Genomic DNA, 19,759 nt, shown 5'->3' on the forward strand with positions numbered 1-19,759 from the left:
GTCTTCGCGGAGGGATCGCTATAATCGGCGGCTTTTGTTCATGAGTGCGGGGTGTGGGATGCGCGATCGACTGTTGGCAGCGGAGAAGGTGAAGGCCATCGATTGGCGTGATGGTGCCCTGTACCTGCTGGATCAGCGTGTCCTGCCGTTCGAGGAAACCTGGATTGCCTACACCAGCGCCGCTGGCGTGGCGGAGGCCATTCGCTCGATGGTGGTGCGCGGTGCGCCGGCGATTGGTATCAGTGCCGCTTATGGCATCGTGCTGGCCGTTCGTGCCCGGATGGCTGAAGGCGGCGACTGGTATGCAGCGCTGGAAGAGGATTTCGCGCTGCTGGCCGATTCCCGTCCTACGGCGGTTAATCTGTTCTGGGCGCTGGGGCGGATGCACGACCGGCTGGATCGTCTGAAAGACAATGCCGACCCGCTGGAAGCGTTGGAGGCTGAGGCAATCGCCATTCATGAAAGTGATCGCGAAGCCAACCTCACCATGGCGCAGTTGGGGGTGGACCTGATCCGCAAGCATCAAGGCAATGCCCAGGCGATCCTCACCCATTGCAACACTGGCGCGCTGGCCACCGGCGGTTTTGGCACGGCGTTGGGAGTGATTCGCGGGGCGTTCATCGAAGGTATGGTCGAGCGTGTCTACGCCGACGAAACCCGTCCATGGCTGCAGGGCTCGCGGCTGACGGCCTGGGAGCTGGCCAACGAAGGCATCCCGGTGACCCTCAATGCCGACTCCGCGGCTGCTCACATCATGAAAACCAAGGGCATTACCTGGGTAATTGTGGGTGCGGACCGGATCACCGCCAATGGCGACGTGGCGAACAAGATCGGTACCTATCAATTGGCGGTCAATGCCATGCACCACGGTGTGCGCTTCATGGTGGTGGCACCGAGTTCGACCATCGACATGCACCTGGCCAGTGGCGACGACATCCCGATTGAAGAGCGCGAAGGGCGTGAGTTGCTGGAGGTCGGCGGCAAGCAGGTCGGGGCGCAAATCGATGCGTTCAATCCGGTGTTCGACGTGACGCCAGCGGATCTGATCGACGCCATCGTCACCGAAAAAGGCATCGTCGAGCGCCCGGATACGGCGAAGATGGCGCAGTTGATGTGCCGCAAGCGTCTGCATTGACGGTATTTAGCGTCTGAAAAATCGTCTTCGCGAGCAGGCTCGCTCCCACAGTAATCTAGGTGTGACCGAAATTTTCGGCACAATGAAGATCCCTTGTGGGAGCGAGCCTGCTCGCGAAGAGGCCGGAAAAGTCACTGAACCAGCTTGAATCTGCCATCGAATCGTCAGCTGACTTCTCTCTAAGCCCCTCTGATCCCCCTCAAGCCTGCCACCAGTCAACTAACTACACTCCATGCGCATCTGGGGGATAGGTGCGTGGCGGCTCTTGTGATAACATCCGGCGGTTTCCAGGGTTGCCCGATATGGCGACCTTTACTGCGCAGATCCATGGCATAACTCGTTGATTTGTCGTAAGTCGGTGCATGGCACTCAGCCTGCAGCGGCGAGCTTCGTTCGTCCCATATGGATGTGACGGAGTTTCACCAGAAAAAGGAATCAGGCTTCTCATGGGCGAACTGGCCAAAGAAATCCTCCCGGTCAATATCGAAGACGAGCTGAAGCAGTCCTACCTCGACTACGCAATGAGCGTAATTGTCGGGCGGGCACTGCCGGATGCGCGCGATGGCTTGAAGCCCGTGCACCGGCGCGTGCTGTTCGCGATGAGCGAGCTGGGTAACGACTTCAACAAGCCGTACAAGAAATCTGCCCGTGTTGTCGGTGACGTGATCGGTAAGTATCACCCGCACGGTGATACCGCGGTGTACGACACCATCGTTCGGATGGCGCAACCGTTCTCGCTGCGCTACCTGCTGGTCGACGGTCAGGGCAACTTCGGTTCGGTGGACGGCGACAACGCCGCGGCCATGCGATACACCGAAGTGCGCATGACCAAGCTGGCGCACGAGCTGCTGGCCGACCTGCACAAGGAAACCGTGGATTGGGTGCCGAACTACGACGGCACCGAGATGATCCCGGCGGTCATGCCAACCAAGATCCCGAACCTGCTGGTCAACGGCTCCAGCGGTATCGCCGTGGGCATGGCGACCAACATTCCGCCGCACAACCTCGGTGAAGTCATCGACGGTTGCCTGGCGCTCATCGACAACCCCGAGCTGACCGTCGACGAGCTGATGCAATACATTCCCGGTCCGGACTTCCCGACCGCCGCGATCATCAACGGTCGCGCCGGCATCATCGAAGCCTATCGCACCGGTCGCGGCCGCATTTACATGCGTGCCCGCTCGATCATCGAAGACATCGACAAGGTCGGTGGCCGTCAGCAGATCGTCATCACCGAACTCCCTTACCAGCTCAACAAGGCCCGTCTGATCGAGAAGATCGCCGAGCTGGTGAAAGAGAAGAAGCTCGAAGGCATCACCGAACTGCGCGACGAGTCCGACAAGGACGGGATGCGCGTCGTGATCGAACTGCGTCGCGGCGAAGTGCCTGAGGTCATCCTCAACAACCTCTACGCCCAGACCCAGCTGCAAAGCGTGTTCGGCATCAACATCGTTGCGCTGATCGACGGTCGTCCGCGGATCCTGAACCTCAAGGACCTGCTGGAAGCCTTCGTCCGTCACCGTCGCGAAGTCGTGACCCGTCGTACTGTGTTCGAACTGCGCAAGGCGCGCGAGCGCGGTCACATTCTGGAAGGACAAGCGGTTGCCCTGTCGAACATCGACCCGGTCATCGCCCTGATCAAGGCCTCGCCAACGCCGTCGGAAGCCAAGGAAGCGCTGGTCAGCACCCCTTGGGAATCCTCCGCCGTGGTTGCGATGGTCGAGCGCGCCGGTGCCGATTCGTGCCGTCCGGAAAACCTCGATCCGCAATACGGCCTGCGCGACGGCAAGTACTTCCTGTCGCCAGAGCAGGCGCAAGCCATTCTTGAGCTGCGTCTGCACCGCCTGACCGGTCTGGAACACGAAAAACTGCTGGCCGAGTATCAAGAGATCCTCAACCAGATCGGCGAGCTGATCCGCATCCTCAACAGCGCCACGCGCCTGATGGAAGTGATCCGCGAAGAGCTGGAAGTGATCCGTGCCGAATACGGCGACGAGCGCCGTACCGAAATCCTCGATGCCCGTCTCGACCTGACCCTGGGTGACATGATCCCGGAAGAAGACCGCGTCGTGACCATTTCCCACGGTGGCTATGCCAAGACTCAGCCATTGGCTGCGTACCAGGCCCAGCGTCGTGGTGGTAAAGGCAAGTCGGCAACCGGCGTCAAGGATGAGGACTACATCGCTCACCTGTTGGTCGCCAACAGCCACACCACGCTGCTGCTGTTTTCCAGCAAGGGCAAGGTGTACTGGCTGAAAACCTATGAGATTCCTGAAGCATCCCGTGCTGCCCGTGGTCGTCCGCTGGTCAACCTGCTGCCGCTGGATGACGGTGAATACATCACCACCATGCTGCCGGTCGAGGAATACACCGAAGGTCACTACATCTTCATGGCTACCGCCAACGGCACCGTGAAGAAAACCCCGCTGGAATCCTTCAGCCGTCAGCGCAGCGTTGGTCTGATCGCGCTGGAACTGGATGAAGGCGACGTGCTGATCTCGGCTGCCATCACCGATGGCGAGCGTGAAGTCATGCTGTTCTCCGATGGCGGCAAGGTCACGCGCTTCAAGGAATCCGACGTTCGCGCCATGGGCCGTACCGCCCGCGGTGTTCGCGGCATGCGCCTGCCGGAAGGCCAGAAGCTGATTTCCATGCTGATACCGGAAGAAGGCAGCCAGATCCTCACCGCTTCCGAGCGTGGCTTCGGCAAGCGTACGGCGATCACCGAGTTCCCTGAGTACAAGCGTGGTGGCCAGGGCGTAATCGCCATGGTCAGCAACGAGCGTAACGGCCGTCTGGTCGGTGCGGTCCAGGTGCTCGATGGCGAGGAAATCATGCTGATTTCCGACCAGGGCACCCTGGTGCGTACCCGGGTCGACGAAGTTTCCAGTCTGGGTCGTAACACCCAGGGTGTGACCCTGATCAAACTGGCCAAGGATGAAACCCTGGTTGGCCTTGAGCGGGTTCAGGAGCCGTCGGAAGTCGAGGGTGAAGACTTCGAGGGTGAAGAAGGTGCGGTATTCGAAGGCGAAGTCGCGATCGACGACGCAGTAGAAGACCAGCAACTCGACGCCGCCGCTGACGAAGAGCCACAAGAGTAAGTGGACATGAGGGGGCGGATGAAAATTCGCCCCCTTGTTGTTTGTCCCTTTTGAAATACTGAAATCCCCTGTAGGAGCGAGCTTGCTCGCGATGGTCGTCAACGATAACGCGGTGCGTCTGGTGCAACCTTGCGCTCTCGTGTTTTTCGCGAGCAGGCTCGCTCCCACAGTGTTTGATTTATCGCGTGTTACTACCAAATCAGAGCGAGATTGGATGTGAGCAAGAGAGCCTATAACTTCTGCGCCGGTCCTGCGGCGCTTCCCGAAGCTGTCCTGCAGCGCGCCCAGGGTGAACTCCTTGATTGGCACGGCAAGGGCCTGTCGGTCATGGAAATGAGCCATCGCAGCGATGAGTTCGTGTCCATTGCCACCAAGGCCGAGCAGGATCTGCGTGATCTGCTGAATATCCCTTCGAACTATAAAGTGCTGTTTCTGCAAGGCGGCGCCAGCCAGCAATTTGCTCAGATTCCTCTGAACCTGTTGCCGGAAAACGGTTCGGCCGACTATATCGACACCGGTATCTGGTCGCAGAAAGCCATTGAAGAAGCTTCGCGCTACGGCCACGTCAACGTTGCCGCCACCGCCAAGCCTTACGACTATTTCGCCATTCCCGGCCAGAACGAGTGGCAACTGTCCAAGGACGCGGCCTATGTTCACTACGCGCCGAACGAAACCATCGGCGGCCTGGAATTCCAATGGGTGCCGGAAACCGGTGACGTGCCGCTGGTGGCCGACATGTCCTCGGACATCCTCTCGCGTCCGATCGATGTTTCGCGTTTTGGCATGATCTACGCCGGCGCCCAGAAAAACATCGGCCCGAGCGGCATCGTGGTGAACATCATTCGCGAAGACCTGCTGGGTCGCGCCCGTTCGTTCTGCCCGACCATGCTCAACTACAAGGTCGCGGCCGATAACGGCTCGATGTACAACACCCCGCCAACCCTGGCCTGGTACCTGTCCGGCCTTGTGTTCGAGTGGCTGAAAGAGCAGGGTGGCGTTGAGGCCATCGGCAAGCTCAATGAAGTGAAACAGCGCACGCTGTATGACTTCATCGATGCCAGCGGCCTCTACAGCAACCCGATCAACCAGTCGGACCGCTCGTGGATGAACGTACCTTTCCGCCTGGCGGATGACCGTCTGGACAAGCCGTTCCTGGCTGGCGCCGACGAGCGTGGCCTGTTGAACCTCAAGGGACACCGTTCCGTGGGCGGCATGCGCGCCTCCATCTATAACGCCGTCGACATCAATGCGATCAACGCGCTGGTGGCGTACATGGCAGAGTTCGAGAAGGAACACGGCTAATGTCTGAGCAAGAACTCAAGGCACTGCGCCTGCGCATTGACGCCCTGGACGAGAAAGTCCTGGAGCTGATCAGTGAGCGTGCGCGCTGCGCCCAGGAAGTCGCGCGAGTAAAGATGGCCTCGCTGGCCGAAGGCGAAGTGCCGGTGTTCTATCGTCCTGAGCGCGAAGCTCAGGTGCTCAAGCGTGTCATGGAGCGCAACCAGGGGCCGCTGGGCAACGAAGAGATGGCGCGGCTGTTTCGCGAAATCATGTCTTCCTGCCTGGCCCTCGAGCAGCCGCTGAAAGTGGCTTATCTCGGCCCTGAAGGCACCTTTACCCAGGCTGCGGCCTTGAAGCACTTTGGCCACGCCGTGATCAGCAAGCCGATGGCGGCGATCGATGAAGTGTTCCGCGAAGTGGCGGCCGGTGCGGTGAATTTTGGCGTGGTGCCGGTGGAAAACTCCACCGAAGGCGCGGTCAACCACACCCTCGATAGCTTCCTCGAACACGACATGGTGATCTGTGGCGAAGTCGAGTTGCGAATTCACCACCACCTGCTTGTTGGTGAAAATACCAAGACCGACAGCATCAGCCGCATCTACTCCCACGCCCAGTCCCTGGCCCAGTGCCGTAAGTGGCTGGACGCTCATTATCCGAATGTCGAGCGCGTGGCGGTTTCCAGCAATGCCGAAGCGGCCAAGCGGGTCAAGGGCGAGTGGAACTCGGCGGCGATCGCCGGCGATATGGCGGCCGGCCTGTACGGGTTGACCCGTCTGGCCGAGAAGATCGAGGACCGCCCGGACAACTCCACGCGTTTCCTCATGATCGGCAATCAGGAAGTGCCGCCGACCGGTGACGACAAGACTTCGATCATTGTCTCCATGAGCAACAAACCAGGCGCGCTTCACGAGTTGCTGGTGCCATTCCATGACAACGGCATCGACTTGACGCGAATCGAAACCCGTCCGTCGCGCAGCGGTAAATGGACCTACGTGTTCTTCATCGATTTTGTCGGCCACCACCGCGATCCGCTGGTAAAAGGTGTGCTTGAAAAGATCAGTCAGGAAGCAGTGGCACTCAAAGTGCTGGGTTCCTACCCGAAAGCAGTTCTCTAAAGGCGGTAGCAAATGAGTGGTAATTTCCTCGCTCTGGCACAGCCGGGCGTGCAACAACTTTCGCCTTACGTTCCGGGCAAGCCCGTGGACGAACTGGCTCGCGAACTGGACCTCGATCCGGCCAGCATCGTCAAACTGGCCAGTAACGAAAACCCGTTGGGCGCCAGTCCAAAGGCGTTGGCCGCCATCCGTGATGCGCTGGCCGAGTTGACCCGCTATCCGGACGGCAACGGTTTTGCCCTCAAAACCCTGCTGGCCGAACAGTGCCGCGTCGAGCTGAATCAGGTGACATTGGGCAACGGTTCCAATGACATTCTGGAGCTGGTCGCGCGCGCCTATCTGGCCCCGGGTCTGAATGCGGTGTTCAGCGAGCATGCGTTTGCGGTCTATCCGATCGCGACTCAGGCGGTTGGCGCCCAGGCCAAGGTTGTTCCTGCCAAGGACTGGGGGCACGACCTTCCGGCCATGCTGGCGGCCATTGACGCTAACACCCGTGTAGTCTTCATCGCCAACCCGAACAACCCGACCGGGACCTGGTTTGACGCCGAGGCGCTGGACGAATTCCTGCAGGACGTGCCGGAACACGTCCTGGTCGTGCTGGACGAGGCCTATATCGAGTACGCCGAAGGCAGCGATCTGCCAGACGGTCTGGACTTCCTCGCGGCCTACCCGAACCTGCTGGTTTCGCGCACGTTCTCCAAAGCCTATGGCCTGGCGTCGTTGCGCGTAGGCTACGGACTGTCCACCGCGGTGGTCGCCGATGTACTGAACCGCGTGCGTCAGCCGTTCAACGTCAACAGTCTCGCCCTGGCCGCAGCTTGCGCGGCGCTGAAGGACGAAGAGTACCTGGCTGAAAGCCGTCGCCTGAACGAAGCCGGCATGCAGCAACTGGAGGCAGGCTTCCGTGAGCTGGGGCTGAGCTGGATTCCATCCAAGGGCAACTTCATCTGCGTTGATGTCGGGCGAGTAGCGGCTCCTGTGTTCCAGGGCCTGCTGCGCGAAGGCGTCATCGTGCGCCCGGTGGCCAACTACGGCATGCCGAACCACTTGCGCATTACCATCGGTCTGCCGGCTGAAAACAGTCGCTTCCTCGAGGCGCTGGCCAAGGTTCTGGCTCGTGGTTGATGTCACTGCACTGCAATCTGCTGAACCTATGATCGGGCGCCTGGTGGTGGTCGGTCTTGGGTTGATCGGCGGTTCGTTTGCCAAGGGTTTGCGCGAAAGTGGCGTGTGTCGCGAAGTGGTCGGGGTCGATCTTGATCCGCAGTCGCGCAAACTGGCGGTTGAGTTGGGCGTGGTGGATCGCTGTGAGGAAGACCTGGCGCTGGCTTGCCAGGGTGCCGACGTTATCCAGTTGGCGGTGCCGATCCTGGCCATGGAAAAACTGCTTGCTCGACTGGCAGTCATGGATCTGGGTGAGGCGATTCTGACCGACGTCGGCAGTGCCAAGGGTAATGTCGTGCGCGCGGCCACCGAGGCGTTTGGCGGTATGCCGTCGCGTTTCGTGCCGGGCCATCCGATTGCCGGCTCCGAGCAGAGCGGGGTGGAAGCCTCCAATGCCGAGCTGTTCCGCCGCCATAAAGTGATTTTGACACCGCTGGATCAGACCGATCCGGCAGCCTTGGCGGTTGTCGACCGCTTGTGGCGCGAATTGGGCGCCGATGTCGAACATATGCAGGTCCAGCGCCACGATGAAGTGCTGGCGGCGACCAGTCATTTGCCGCACTTGCTGGCGTTCGGTTTGGTCGACTCACTGGCCAAGCGCAATGAAAACCTTGAGATCTTCCGTTACGCTGCGGGCGGTTTCCGCGATTTCACAAGAATCGCCGGAAGCGACCCGGTGATGTGGCACGACATTTTCCTCGCTAACCGCGAGGCCGTCCTGCGCACACTCGACACATTTCGCAGTGACCTCGACGCCTTGCGCGACGCGGTCGATGCAGGGGATGGGCACCAATTGTTGGGCGTTTTCACTCGCGCCCGGGTTGCCCGCGAGCATTTCAGTAAAATCCTGGCCCGCAGGGCCTATGTGGACGCTATGAATTCCAACGATCTGATTTTCCTGGCTCAACCTGGTGGCCGCCTGTCCGGTCGGATTCGCGTACCAGGTGACAAATCGATTTCCCACCGTTCGATCATGCTCGGCTCCCTGGCCGAAGGCGTCACCGAGGTGGAAGGCTTCCTCGAGGGCGAAGATGCCCTGGCGACGCTTCAGGCTTTCCGTGACATGGGTGTCGTGATCGAAGGTCCGCACCATGGTCGCGTGACCATTCACGGCGTAGGCCTGCATGGCCTTAAACCTGCGCCGGGCCCGATCTATCTGGGCAACTCCGGTACTTCGATGCGCCTGCTGTCGGGCCTCCTGGCTGCGCAGAACTTCGACAGCACCTTGACTGGCGACGCTTCGCTGTCCAAGCGTCCGATGAATCGCGTGGCCAATCCGCTGCGTGAAATGGGCGCCGTGATCGAGACCGCTGCCGAAGGTCGTCCGCCGATGACCATTCGTGGCGGCAACAAGCTCAAAGGCCTGACCTACACCATGCCAATGGCCAGTGCCCAGGTTAAGTCCTGCCTGCTGCTGGCAGGTCTGTACGCCGATGGCAAGACAACGGTGACCGAGCCTGCGCCGACCCGTGACCATACCGAGCGCATGCTGCGTGGTTTCGGCTACCCGGTGACTGTTAACGGTGCTACCGCATCGGTCGAGTCCGGCAGCAAGCTGACCGCAACCCACATCGAAGTGCCGGGCGATATCTCGTCGTCGGCGTTCTTCCTGGTGGCGGCGTCGATTGCCGAGGGTTCGGAGCTGGTGCTCGAACACGTGGGTATCAACCCGACCCGTACCGGGGTGATCGACATCCTGCGCCTGATGGGCGCTGATATCACCCTGGAAAACCAGCGTGAAGTAGGCGGTGAGCCGGTGGCTGACCTGCGCGTGCGTGCAGCTAAACTCAAAGGTATCGAGATTCCCGAAGAGTTGGTGCCATTGGCCATCGACGAATTCCCGGTGCTGTTCGTGGCGGCTGCTTGCGCTGAAGGGCGTACCGTGCTGACCGGCGCTGAAGAGCTGCGGGTCAAGGAGTCGGACCGTATCCAGGTCATGGCCGATGGCCTGCTGGCGCTGGGCGTCAAATGCCAGCCGACCCCGGATGGCATCATCATCGACGGTGGTCAGATCGGTGGCGGCGAAGTGCACGGTCACGGTGATCACCGGATTGCCATGGCATTCAGTGTGGCTTCGCTGCGCGCCACTGCGCCGATCCGCATCCATGATTGCGCCAACGTCGCGACGTCGTTCCCCAACTTCCTCGCGCTGTGTGCACAAACCGGTATTCGCGTGGCACAAGAGGCTCAGTCGTGAACAACATCGCGCCGGTCATCACTATTGATGGGCCAAGCGGCTCGGGCAAAGGCACTGTAGCCGGGATTCTGGCCAAGCGTCTTGGCTGGAATCTGTTGGACTCCGGTGCGCTGTACCGTTTGCTGGCGTTCGCCGCACACAATCACGGCGTCGACCTGACCAATGAAGAGCTGCTGAAAAAACTGGCCGCTCATCTGGATGTGCAATTCATTGCGGCGACCGACGGTCAGTTGCAGCGCATCATCCTGGAAGGTGACGAAGTCAGCGACGTGATCCGTACGGAAAGCGTCGGTGCCGGTGCCTCCAAGGTGGCTGCGCTGCCGGCTGTGCGCGAGGCGCTGCTGCAACGCCAGCGTGCGTTTCAGGAAACGCCGGGCCTGGTGGCCGATGGTCGCGACATGGGCACGGTGGTTTTTCCGGACGCGCCGCTGAAGATTTTCCTCACTGCCAGTGCCGAGGAGCGTGCGCGCCGTCGTTACTTGCAGTTGAAGGGCAAAGTCGATGGTGTTAGTCTGTCGAGTCTGCTAGATGAGATACGTGCGCGCGATGAGCGTGACACCCAGCGAGCGGTAGCCCCGCTTAAACCGGCGGCTGACGCCATACAGCTGGATTCCACGGAATTGTCCATCGATCAGGTGCTGGAACGCATCATGAGCGAGATCGCCATCCGCGATATCGCCGGGTGACCAGGAAGGCCGCAGGGGACCAGTCATAGTCCTGCGGTGGCTTCCTTTAATCGAAACTGACCCGCATCGTCTGGGATGTGGAGATGGGCGTATTCTTCGCCCTTATCAACAGGAATTAAAATGAGCGAAAGCTTTGCGGAACTCTTTGAAGAAAGCCTAAAGACCCTGAACCTTCAGGCAGGCTCCATCATCACCGGTGTTATCGTTGATATCGATTACCAAGCTCGCTGGGTAACCGTTCACGCTGGCCTGAAGTCCGAAGCACTGATCCCGCTGGAGCAGTTCTACAACGACGCTGGCGAACTGAACATCAACGTCGGTGACGAAGTTCACGTTGCTCTGGACTCGGTTGAAGACGGTTTCGGTGAAACCAAGCTGTCCCGTGAAAAAGCCAAGCGCGCTGAATGCTGGATCGTTCTGGAAGCAGCCTTCGCAGCCGAAGAAGTGGTCAAGGGCGTTATCAACGGTAAGGTTAAAGGCGGCTTCACTGTCGACGTTAACGGCATCCGTGCGTTCCTGCCAGGTTCTCTGGTTGACGTCCGTCCAGTGCGCGACACCACGCACCTGGAAGGCAAAGAGCTGGAATTCAAGGTCATCAAGCTGGACCAGAAGCGCAACAACGTTGTCGTTTCCCGTCGCAGCGTCCTGGAAGCCGAGAACTCCGCCGAGCGCGAAGCTCTGCTGGAATCCCTGCAGGAAGGCCAACAAGTCAAAGGTATCGTCAAGAACCTCACCGATTACGGCGCATTCGTCGATCTGGGTGGCGTCGATGGCCTGCTGCACATTACCGACATGGCTTGGAAGCGCATCAAGCATCCTTCCGAAATCGTCAACGTTGGCGACGAGATCGATGTCAAGGTTCTGAAGTACGATCGCGAGCGCAATCGTGTTTCCCTGGGCCTGAAGCAACTGGGCGAAGATCCATGGGTTGCTATCAAAGCCCGTTACCCAGAAAGCACTCGCGTTACCGCTCGTGTAACCAACCTGACCGACTACGGCTGCTTCGCTGAGCTGGAAGAAGGCGTTGAAGGTCTGGTACACGTTTCCGAAATGGACTGGACCAACAAGAACATCCACCCTTCGAAAGTCGTACAAGTCGGCGACGAAGTGGAAGTTATGGTTCTGGACATCGACGAAGAGCGTCGTCGTATCTCCCTGGGCATCAAGCAGTGCAAGTCGAACCCATGGGAAGACTTCTCTGGCCAGTTCAACAAGGGCGACAAGATCTCCGGCACCATCAAGTCGATCACCGATTTCGGTATCTTCATTGGTCTGGACGGCGGCATCGACGGTCTGGTTCACCTGTCCGACATCTCCTGGAACGAAGTGGGCGAAGAAGCCGTACGCCGTTTCAAGAAGGGCGACGAGCTGGACACCGTTATCCTGTCGGTTGACCCAGAGCGCGAGCGCATCTCCCTGGGTATCAAGCAACTGGAAAGCGATCCGTTCTCCGAGTACGTTCAAGAGAACGACAAAGGCGCCATCGTTAAAGGCATCGTGAAGGAAGTTGACGCTAAAGGCGCCATCATCACTCTGGCCGACGATATCGAAGCAACTCTGAAAGCCTCCGAAATCAGCCGTGACCGCGTTGAAGACGCGCGCAACGTTCTGAAAGAAGGCGAAGAAGTAGAAGCCAAGATCATCAGCGTTGACCGCAAGAGTCGTGTAATCCAGCTCTCGATCAAGTCGAAAGACGTTGAAGACGAGAAAGAAGCCATCCAGAGCCTGCGCGACAAGCCAGTAGCTACGGATGCTCCAGTAGCCACCACCCTGGGTGACCTGCTGCGTGCTGCACAAGCGGAAAAACAGAACTAAGTTCTGACTTTCTGTAAAAAAAGGGCGACTTCGGTCGCCCTTTTTTGTGCCTGAAATTTAGCCGCTGTTCCCTGTAGGAGCTGCCGAAGGCTGCGATCTTTCGCTTTCACCTTGCGGCTCGACCGGAGCAGCGAAACCATACCCCACCAAAACTGTCTCTTTCTTCAGCAGGATCAATCGCTTAATTGCAGCTAGTCTTGGTCCTAAGTGAACGAAGCTCGGCTGGTGCCTAGCATAAGGAAGTGGATGAACAAGCTCATTGTCGTAATGGTAATACTGACACTAGCTGGATGTACCACTAATGCCAAGACCCATGTCGTGCGAGGGGTCAGCGGCATTGAAGTTGATTGTTCGGGGCTGGGCTCAGGATGGGAAAAATGCCGCAAGCGAGCTGCGAAGGAGTGCAAGGGAGCAGGTTATAAGGTCGTGACAAGGTCTGACGATGCCAAGGAGGAGGACGATTTCCCATTTGGGTTCAATCCCGCAGGCTACCTGACGCGAACCATGCTCGTGATATGCAGGTGAGGGTGCAGGCTCGATGTCCCGAAATCAGGCATTACGCGGTGTTCAGGGGTATGTCAAAACCGGGACTGTTCAAATTCGCTGGGGCGTGCTAAAACCATCGAAGCGATTTTCCTAGCTGCTTGAAAAAGAAGGGAAAAATATGACGAAGTCGGAGTTGATCGAACGAATTGTCACCCATCAAGGGCTGCTCTCATCAAAGGATGTGGAGCTGGCCATCAAGACCATGCTTGAGCAAATGTCCCAATGTCTGGCCACTGGTGATCGCATCGAAATCCGCGGCTTTGGCAGCTTCTCCCTGCACTACCGCGCACCGCGTGTAGGTCGCAATCCAAAAACCGGTCAGTCCGTCAGTCTCGACGGTAAATTCGTCCCGCATTTCAAGCCAGGCAAAGAGCTGCGCGATCGCGTGAATGAAGAAGAGGAGGAGGGGCTTTGACGGTCCTCGCCATTCAAGGAGCTACTGATGCGTAACTTCAAGCGTGTGTTGCTCGCGTTGTTCATTTTGTTGCTGGTTTTGTCGGTCTTGGCGTTCGTTCTCGAGAATCAGCAGTCAGTAACGTTGTTGTTCCTTGGTTGGGCGGGGCCGCAGTTGCCTGTTTCGTTGGTTATGGTGATTACGCTGCTCGCTGGTATGTTGATTGGGCCAGTTGTTGGTTGGCTTCTGGGACGATCGTTCAGAGTTTCACGCAAGCGCCTTGTCTGATTACGCCATAGTAGGAAGTCGTACTAATCTTTATCCGCAGCTCATCTTTATCCATTAGTAAAACTGCCATTAAGCTGTAAAATGCTGTGCTTATCCGATAGTGGCATTTCCGCATGTCGGTATGGCCTGATTCTGCCAAGGTTTCGGCGGGCTTGATGGTTTTTGCACTCATGGATTTGACAGCGCTCGGTTGGCGGCCCTGTCAGTAACTTAAGGGTATGGTTTCGCGTGAAAATTCTAGTAACCGGCGGCGCCGGATTTATCGGCTCGGCAGTCATTCGTCACATCATCTCCAACACTACCGACTCTGTCGTTAACGTCGATAAGCTTACCTACGCCGGTAACCTTGAGTCGTTAGCTGAGGTTAGTCATAACTCGCGCTATGCATTCGAGCGCGTCGATATCTGCGACCGTGACCAAATCGACCGCGTCCTTCGTGAGCACCAACCAGATGCCATCATGCACCTGGCCGCAGAGTCCCATGTCGACCGCTCTATCTCGGGGCCATCTGAATTCATTCAGACCAACATCATCGGAACTTACACCCTGCTGGAAGCTGCACGCCAGTATTGGGCGGTACTAGATGACACCCGTAAAGCCAACTTCCGTTTCCATCATATTTCGACGGATGAAGTTTACGGGGACCTCGAAGGTCCGGAAGATCTCTTCACCGAAACCACGCCGTATCAGCCGAGCTCTCCATATTCCGCCAGTAAGGCCAGTTCCGATCATCTGGTACGCGCTTGGAGCCGTACCTATGGCCTCCCGACGCTGGTCACTAACTGCTCGAACAACTACGGTCCATGCCATTTCCCCGAGAAGTTGATCCCACTGATCATTCTCAATGCGCTGGAAGGCAAGCCGTTGCCGGTCTATGGCAAAGGCAATCAGGTTCGTGATTGGTTATACGTTGAAGACCACGCCCGTGCTCTTTACAAAGTCGTGACCGAAGGCGTTATCGGCGAGACGTACAACATCGGCGGACATAACGAAAAGCAAAACATCGAAGTGGTGCATACCCTTTGCGCACTGCTCGACGAGCTTCGCCCAGACTCCGCCCATCGCCCACACGCGAGCTTGATCACCTACGTTCAGGATCGCCCGGGCCACGACCAGCGTTATGCGATCGATGCCAGCAAAATCCAGCGTGAGCTGGGCTGGACGCCGGAAGAAACGTTCGAAACCGGTATTCGCAAAACTGTTGAGTGGTACCTGAAAAACGCTGAATGGGTCGCTCACGTCAAGAGCGGTAGCTACCAGCAATGGATCGACCAGAACTACGCAGATCGCTCAAGCAAAGCATGAAAATCCTTCTGCTGGGAAAAAGCGGCCAGGTAGGTTGGGAGTTACAACGCTCCCTTGTGCCGCTTGGTGAGCTGATTGCGTTGGACCGCCATACGGTTGATGGCTTGAGTGGTGATCTGTCCGATGTCGACGCTTTGCGCGCAACGATACGCAAGGTCAAGCCTGACATTATTGTTAACGCTGCGGCCTACACCGCAGTCGATAAAGCTGAGTCCGAGCGCGAGCTGGCTGATCGTGTCAATGGTCTGGCAAGTCAGGTCATAGCCGAAGAGGCGAAGATTCTGGGAGCTTGGCTAATTCACTACTCCACCGACTACGTTTTCAGTGGCCAGGGTTCTGCGCCATGGCAGGAAACAGATGCTGTGTCTCCGGTGAATCACTACGGCGCTAGCAAGCTGGCTGGCGAGCAGGCGATTATTGCGTCGGGCTGCAAGTATCTTATCTTCCGTTCAAGCTGGGTCTACGGAGCTCGAGGCAACAACTTTGCTAAGACCATGCTGCGTCTGGCGAAGGATCGTGAAACGCTGAGCGTCATTGCTGATCAAGTCGGAGCCCCGACGGGTGCCGATCTGATTGCTGATGTGACAGCGTTGGCTATTCAGCAGGTTTTGCAGCGTCCGGAGTTGTGGGGCCTGTATCACCTGGCAGCCGGTGGTGAAGTGTCCTGGCACGGTTATGCAAGTTATGTGATTGGCTTCGCCCAAGCTAGCGGCGAGCAGCTCGCCGTAACGACGATTAATCCGATTGAAACGACGGCTTACCCAACACCTGCGCGCCGTCCTCTGAATTCGCGAATGAATACTCAGAAGCTGCGTGACAATTTTTCACTACACTTGCCGGATTGGCAAAGTGGCGTAACCCGAATGCTTAGGGAAGTTTTGAACAAATGACCACGACAAATCGTAAAGGCATCATCCTGGCTGGTGGCTCGGGCACTCGTTTGCACCCGCTGACCCTCGGTGTTTCCAAGCAGATGCTGCCAATCTACGACAAACCGATGATCTTCTATCCGCTGTCGGTGCTCATGTTGGCAGGCATGCGTGAAATCCTGATCATATCCACCCCGGAAGACTTGCCATGCTTTCGTAAGTTACTGGGCGACGGCAGTCTGTATGGCATCAAGTTGAACTACGCCGAGCAACCTAGTCCGGATGGCCTGGCCCAAGCTTTTATCATCGGCGAGGAGTTCATCGGTAAGGATCCGTGCTGTCTGATCTTGGGCGACAACATCTTCTACGGTCAGCACTTCTCGGACAATTTGCGCTCCGCCAGCTCTCAGCAGCACGGCGCTACCGTATTTGGCTACCATGTCTCCGATCCGGAACGCTTCGGAGTTGTTGAGTTCGATAAAACCGGTCGGGCACTCAGCATTGAAGAGAAACCGCTGAAGCCAAAATCTAACTATGCGGTGACCGGACTGTACTTCTACGATAACGACGTCGTCGAGATAGCTAAAAGTATCAAGCCGTCTGATCGTGGCGAATTGGAAATCACCGATGTCAATCGCGCGTATCTCGAGCGCAAGACGCTCAATGTTGAAATGCTCGGCCGTGGTTTCGCCTGGCTTGACACCGGTACCCACGATTCGCTGCTGGAGGCTAGTCACTTCGTGCACACCATAGAGCAGCGCCAAGGCCTGAAAGTTGCGTGCCTGGAAGAGATTGCCTACCACAACGGTTGGATTACTGCCGAGCAGTTAAGTGCTCAAGCCCACGCCCTGAAGAAGACTGGCTACGGCCAGTACCTGCAGAAGCTGCTGGACTCGCCTTCTCATTGATTTGAGCGCTCAATTTTTCGCAAAGTAGCGTTTAACCAGTGCAGGCAGGAATGGCATGCCAGTAAAATATCCCAAGGTTGCAGTTTTGCTGGCTGCGTACAATGGCATGCAGTGGATCGAGGAGCAGTTGGCCTCGATCCTCGGCCAGTTAGCTGTCGACGTAACCGTTTACATCAGCATCGACCCCTCCACTGACGGTACTGAAGCTTGGTGTGCGGCTTATGCTGCGAAACATCCCGAAGTTTTGGTCTTACCGACTGCTGGCAGCTTTGGTGGTGCATCTCGTAATTTCTTCCGGCTCATCCGTGATGTTGACTTCGAAGGTCACGGCTACGTTGCTTTTGCTGACCAGGATGACATTTGGCATACGGATAAGCTTCAGCGCGCGACCCGTGCCATTCAAGCCCGTCAGGTCGATGCCTACTCCAGTAACGTCACAGCCTTTTGGCCTAATGGTAAAACCCATTTGCTGGACAAGGCACAGGCTCAGGTTGAATGGGATTTCTTGTTCGAAGCGGCGGGCCCTGGTTGTACGTATGTTATGAACAAAAGCCTCGCTAGTTCTTTAAAGGCTTCAATGCTCGACAAATGGCATCAACTGCAAAATGTCAGCTTGCACGATTGGTATTGTTACGCGTTCGCCCGTAGTCATGGATACCGTTGGTATATTGACTCCGAGCCGTCTATGGAATATCGCCAGCACGAGCGTAACCAGGTAGGTGCCAATAAGGGGTTAAGTCCACTGATTGCACGTTACAAAACTATCCATGACGGTTGGTGGTTTAATCAGGTGCAGTTGATTGCGCATTTGGTTGGGCAGGGTACTGATCCTTTTGTGCGAACTTGGTTGAAATTACAGCGTAGGCACCTTTTACGGCTTTCCTTTAGTGCCTGGCGATGCCGGCGGCGGGTGCGGGATAAATTGTTTTTCTTTTGTATATGTTGGGCTGCCGCGCTGATAGGGAAGAAAGCCAAATGAAGGCCCCGAAGGTATTAGTGACAGGGGCGAGCGGTTTCGTTGGAGAGGCGTTGGTTTTCAGGTTGTTGGTGGACAAGAAGTTTAATCCTATCGCAGCTGCTCGCGGTGCTAGCCGGCTGCATGGGCTGTGTCCGGTCCTGCCATTGAATCTCACACATGCCAAGGTCTTGCCTACCCTCGACGATGTCCAGGTAATCATTCATGCTGCTGCCCGAGTGCATATCATGAATGAAACCGCGCTGGATGCATTGGCCGAGTTTCGCAAAGTCAATGTGGAAGGAACGATCAAGCTGGCTCAATGCGCTGCGGCGTCGGGAGTAAAGCGTTTTATTTTCATCAGTTCTATCAAGGTGAACGGAGAAAGCACTCTCCCAGGCAAGCCGTTTAAAGCGGATGATCATCCGAATCCGCAGGATCCGTATGGTGTGTCCAAGTACGAAGCCGAAGAGGCTCTGAAGCAGCTAGGTCGAGATACCGGGATGGAGGTGGTGATCATTCGTCCACCACTGGTCTACGGTCCTGGTGTAAAAGCTAACTTTCTGAGCATGCTGAGGTGGCTTAATAAGGGTATTCCTTTACCGTTTGGCTCAATTCGCAATCAGCGTAGCCTGGTAGCAATCGAAAACCTGGCGAGCCTCGTTGCTATTTGCATTGATCACCCCGCAGCAGCCAATCAAATTTTTCTAGCCAGCGATGGCGAAGATATATCCACAACTCAACTTCTTCACCGTCTATCCAAGGCGCTAGGCAAACCTGCCCGACTCTTGCCTATACCTGAATGGCTGCTGAAATTGGCTGCTTCAACACTGGGCAGACATGCCTTTGCTCAGCGCATATGTGGCTCGCTGCAAGTCGATATCAACAAAAATCGCGATTTACTGGGGTGGACGCCACCCATCAACATGGACAAAGCCATGCGTCAGACTGCTGGTCATTATTTGGAAAAACAAACGAAATGATTGTTTGGTGGCTGCTGGTAGCGGTATTCGCTGTTTCCTGGGTGTCGACGCTGGGGTTGCGCCGTTATGCGTTGTCCAAGAGTTTGATGGACATTCCCAATGAGCGTAGCGCCCATTCGGTGCCGACTCCACGTGGAGGAGGGGTTGCAATAGTTCTTTCCTTTCTCCTGGCATTGCCCGTTCTTGCGGAGTTGGACCTGCTTCGCACTGCCGCGTTGTATGGTTTGCTGGGTTCTGCGTTGCTCATTGCGCTGATCGGCTTCGCCGATGATCATGGGCATATCGCCGCCCGGTGGCGTTTGCTCGGTCATTTTATCTCCGCCGCCTGGGCACTATTCTGGCTAAATGGCCTTGCGCCGATTGAGTTATTCGACACTGCTATTGATCTGAGGTGGTTTGGTCATCTACTGGCATTGATATATTTGGTCTGGATGCTGAATCTCTATAATTTTATGGACGGTATCGATGGGCTGGCCAGTGCTGAAGCAATCAGTAGCTGCTTGGGCATGTGTCTGGTTTATTGGTTTAGCGAAAACGTCGATCTGGTTTGGGCGCCGCTGATCTTGGGAGCTGCCGTGGTGGGGTTTCTTTGGTGGAACTTCCCGCCGGCGCGTATTTTTATGGGAGACGCCGGAAGTGGTTTTCTAGGTCTCGTCCTAGGGGTGTTTTCATTGGACGCGGCGTGGCAAAAGCCTGAATTACTCTGGAGCTGGATCATTCTATTGGGAGTATTCATTGTAGATGCGACATGGACGTTAGCTTGCCGGTTGGTCCGTGGCGATAGGGTGTATCAGGCCCATAGTAGCCATGGCTATCAACATGCAGCGCGTCGCTTAGGGCATAAAAAAGTCACACTCATAGTCGTCGCAATTAATATAGGGTTTTTACTTCCTGTTTCAATTTTGGTGGCGCTGAGTCTATTGGACGTAGTGGGTGGCTTGCTCATTGCTTTTGTTCCTTTGATTTTCATAGTTTATTGGTTGGGGGCTGGTAAGGCCAAAACCGTGTAGTTACACC

17 protein-coding genes are annotated in these 19,759 nt (G+C 56.9%); all 17 read left to right on the top strand.

Annotated features, from left to right (window positions below):
- Positions 1 to 58 precede the first annotated feature (58 nt).
- Positions 59 to 1,135 carry an S-methyl-5-thioribose-1-phosphate isomerase gene (gene mtnA, locus ACSFE6_RS07070; RefSeq protein ID WP_435426926.1) on the top strand — a complete coding sequence of 359 codons (1,077 nt, stop codon included), beginning with the start codon at positions 59 to 61 and terminating at the stop codon, positions 1,133 to 1,135.
- A gap of 446 nt (positions 1,136 to 1,581) precedes the next feature.
- Positions 1,582 to 4,236, top strand: coding sequence for a DNA gyrase subunit A (gene gyrA, locus ACSFE6_RS07075; protein WP_435426927.1), 2,655 nt, complete (start codon positions 1,582 to 1,584; stop codon positions 4,234 to 4,236).
- 216 nt (positions 4,237 to 4,452) lie between these two features.
- Positions 4,453 to 5,538 (top strand): 3-phosphoserine/phosphohydroxythreonine transaminase, encoded by a 1,086-nt coding sequence (serC, locus tag ACSFE6_RS07080; protein WP_435426928.1) that lies wholly within the window; start codon positions 4,453 to 4,455, stop codon positions 5,536 to 5,538.
- The gene (gene pheA / locus ACSFE6_RS07085) at positions 5,538 to 6,632 is read left to right on the top strand and encodes a prephenate dehydratase (RefSeq protein WP_020800126.1); all 1,095 of its coding nucleotides are present in this window, start codon (positions 5,538 to 5,540) and stop codon (positions 6,630 to 6,632) included. Before serC ends, pheA begins: the two co-directional genes overlap by 1 nt.
- A 12-nt stretch (positions 6,633 to 6,644) precedes the next feature.
- Positions 6,645 to 7,757: a histidinol-phosphate transaminase gene (gene hisC, locus ACSFE6_RS07090; protein WP_435426929.1), complete on the top strand. Its 1,113-nt coding sequence runs from the start codon at positions 6,645 to 6,647 to the stop codon at positions 7,755 to 7,757.
- A gap of 28 nt (positions 7,758 to 7,785) precedes the next feature.
- Complete coding sequence (locus tag ACSFE6_RS07095) at positions 7,786 to 9,993, top strand: bifunctional prephenate dehydrogenase/3-phosphoshikimate 1-carboxyvinyltransferase (protein ID WP_435426964.1); 2,208 nt, start codon at positions 7,786 to 7,788, stop codon at positions 9,991 to 9,993.
- The gene (gene cmk, locus ACSFE6_RS07100; protein WP_435426930.1) at positions 9,990 to 10,679 is read left to right on the top strand and encodes a (d)CMP kinase; all 690 of its coding nucleotides are present in this window, start codon (positions 9,990 to 9,992) and stop codon (positions 10,677 to 10,679) included. Before ACSFE6_RS07095 ends, cmk begins: the two co-directional genes overlap by 4 nt.
- Before the next feature lie 120 nt (positions 10,680 to 10,799).
- Positions 10,800 to 12,494, top strand: a complete 1,695-nt coding sequence (gene rpsA / locus ACSFE6_RS07105) for a 30S ribosomal protein S1 (RefSeq protein ID WP_047527094.1) — start codon at positions 10,800 to 10,802, stop codon at positions 12,492 to 12,494.
- Positions 12,495 to 12,740: 246 nt separating this feature from the next.
- Entirely contained in the window at positions 12,741 to 13,019 is a 279-nt protein-coding gene (locus ACSFE6_RS07110) for a hypothetical protein (protein ID WP_435426931.1), read from the top strand.
- A 139-nt stretch (positions 13,020 to 13,158) separates the two neighbouring features.
- Complete coding sequence (gene ihfB / locus ACSFE6_RS07115) at positions 13,159 to 13,455, top strand: integration host factor subunit beta (RefSeq protein WP_007899751.1); 297 nt, start codon at positions 13,159 to 13,161, stop codon at positions 13,453 to 13,455.
- 27 nt (positions 13,456 to 13,482) lie between these two features.
- A complete protein-coding gene (locus ACSFE6_RS07120) occupies positions 13,483 to 13,722 on the top strand; it encodes a lipopolysaccharide assembly protein LapA domain-containing protein (RefSeq protein WP_435426932.1) in 240 nt (79 codons plus the stop codon).
- Between the two features lie 228 nt (positions 13,723 to 13,950).
- Positions 13,951 to 15,027: a dTDP-glucose 4,6-dehydratase gene (gene rfbB / locus ACSFE6_RS07125; RefSeq protein ID WP_435426933.1), complete on the top strand. Its 1,077-nt coding sequence runs from the start codon at positions 13,951 to 13,953 to the stop codon at positions 15,025 to 15,027.
- Positions 15,024 to 15,917 (top strand): dTDP-4-dehydrorhamnose reductase, encoded by an 894-nt coding sequence (rfbD, locus tag ACSFE6_RS07130; protein WP_435426934.1) that lies wholly within the window; start codon positions 15,024 to 15,026, stop codon positions 15,915 to 15,917. The genes rfbB and rfbD overlap by 4 nt, the downstream gene beginning before the upstream one ends.
- The gene (gene rfbA, locus ACSFE6_RS07135) at positions 15,914 to 16,804 is read left to right on the top strand and encodes a glucose-1-phosphate thymidylyltransferase RfbA (RefSeq protein WP_435426935.1); all 891 of its coding nucleotides are present in this window, start codon (positions 15,914 to 15,916) and stop codon (positions 16,802 to 16,804) included. The genes rfbD and rfbA overlap by 4 nt, the downstream gene beginning before the upstream one ends.
- Before the next feature lie 55 nt (positions 16,805 to 16,859).
- Complete coding sequence (locus tag ACSFE6_RS07140; RefSeq protein ID WP_435426936.1) at positions 16,860 to 17,783, top strand: glycosyltransferase; 924 nt, start codon at positions 16,860 to 16,862, stop codon at positions 17,781 to 17,783.
- Complete coding sequence (locus ACSFE6_RS07145; RefSeq protein ID WP_435426937.1) at positions 17,780 to 18,742, top strand: UDP-glucose 4-epimerase family protein; 963 nt, start codon at positions 17,780 to 17,782, stop codon at positions 18,740 to 18,742. Before ACSFE6_RS07140 ends, ACSFE6_RS07145 begins: the two co-directional genes overlap by 4 nt.
- The gene (locus tag ACSFE6_RS07150; RefSeq protein ID WP_435426938.1) at positions 18,739 to 19,752 is read left to right on the top strand and encodes an MraY family glycosyltransferase; all 1,014 of its coding nucleotides are present in this window, start codon (positions 18,739 to 18,741) and stop codon (positions 19,750 to 19,752) included. The genes ACSFE6_RS07145 and ACSFE6_RS07150 overlap by 4 nt, the downstream gene beginning before the upstream one ends.
- The last annotated feature ends 7 nt before the right edge of the window (positions 19,753 to 19,759 follow it).

Origin of the sequence: Pseudomonas baetica, from assembly GCF_051216495.1 — a bacterium.
GTDB classification, from domain to species: domain Bacteria; phylum Pseudomonadota; class Gammaproteobacteria; order Pseudomonadales; family Pseudomonadaceae; genus Aquipseudomonas; species Aquipseudomonas baetica_B.

Coding starts and splice junctions, on each gene's coding strand:
- mtnA (WP_435426926.1), top strand. CDS start 59: ATGCGCGATCGACTGTTGGCAGCGGAGAAGGTGAAGGCCATCGATTGG.
- gyrA (WP_435426927.1), top strand. CDS start 1,582: ATGGGCGAACTGGCCAAAGAAATCCTCCCGGTCAATATCGAAGACGAG.
- pheA (WP_020800126.1), top strand. CDS start 5,538: ATGTCTGAGCAAGAACTCAAGGCACTGCGCCTGCGCATTGACGCCCTG.
- hisC (WP_435426929.1), top strand. CDS start 6,645: ATGAGTGGTAATTTCCTCGCTCTGGCACAGCCGGGCGTGCAACAACTT.
- ACSFE6_RS07095 (WP_435426964.1), top strand. CDS start 7,786: ATGATCGGGCGCCTGGTGGTGGTCGGTCTTGGGTTGATCGGCGGTTCG.
- rpsA (WP_047527094.1), top strand. CDS start 10,800: ATGAGCGAAAGCTTTGCGGAACTCTTTGAAGAAAGCCTAAAGACCCTG.
- ACSFE6_RS07110 (WP_435426931.1), top strand. CDS start 12,741: ATGAACAAGCTCATTGTCGTAATGGTAATACTGACACTAGCTGGATGT.
- ihfB (WP_007899751.1), top strand. CDS start 13,159: ATGACGAAGTCGGAGTTGATCGAACGAATTGTCACCCATCAAGGGCTG.
- ACSFE6_RS07120 (WP_435426932.1), top strand. CDS start 13,483: ATGCGTAACTTCAAGCGTGTGTTGCTCGCGTTGTTCATTTTGTTGCTG.
- rfbD (WP_435426934.1), top strand. CDS start 15,024: ATGAAAATCCTTCTGCTGGGAAAAAGCGGCCAGGTAGGTTGGGAGTTA.
- rfbA (WP_435426935.1), top strand. CDS start 15,914: ATGACCACGACAAATCGTAAAGGCATCATCCTGGCTGGTGGCTCGGGC.
- ACSFE6_RS07140 (WP_435426936.1), top strand. CDS start 16,860: ATGCCAGTAAAATATCCCAAGGTTGCAGTTTTGCTGGCTGCGTACAAT.
- ACSFE6_RS07145 (WP_435426937.1), top strand. CDS start 17,780: ATGAAGGCCCCGAAGGTATTAGTGACAGGGGCGAGCGGTTTCGTTGGA.
- ACSFE6_RS07150 (WP_435426938.1), top strand. CDS start 18,739: ATGATTGTTTGGTGGCTGCTGGTAGCGGTATTCGCTGTTTCCTGGGTG.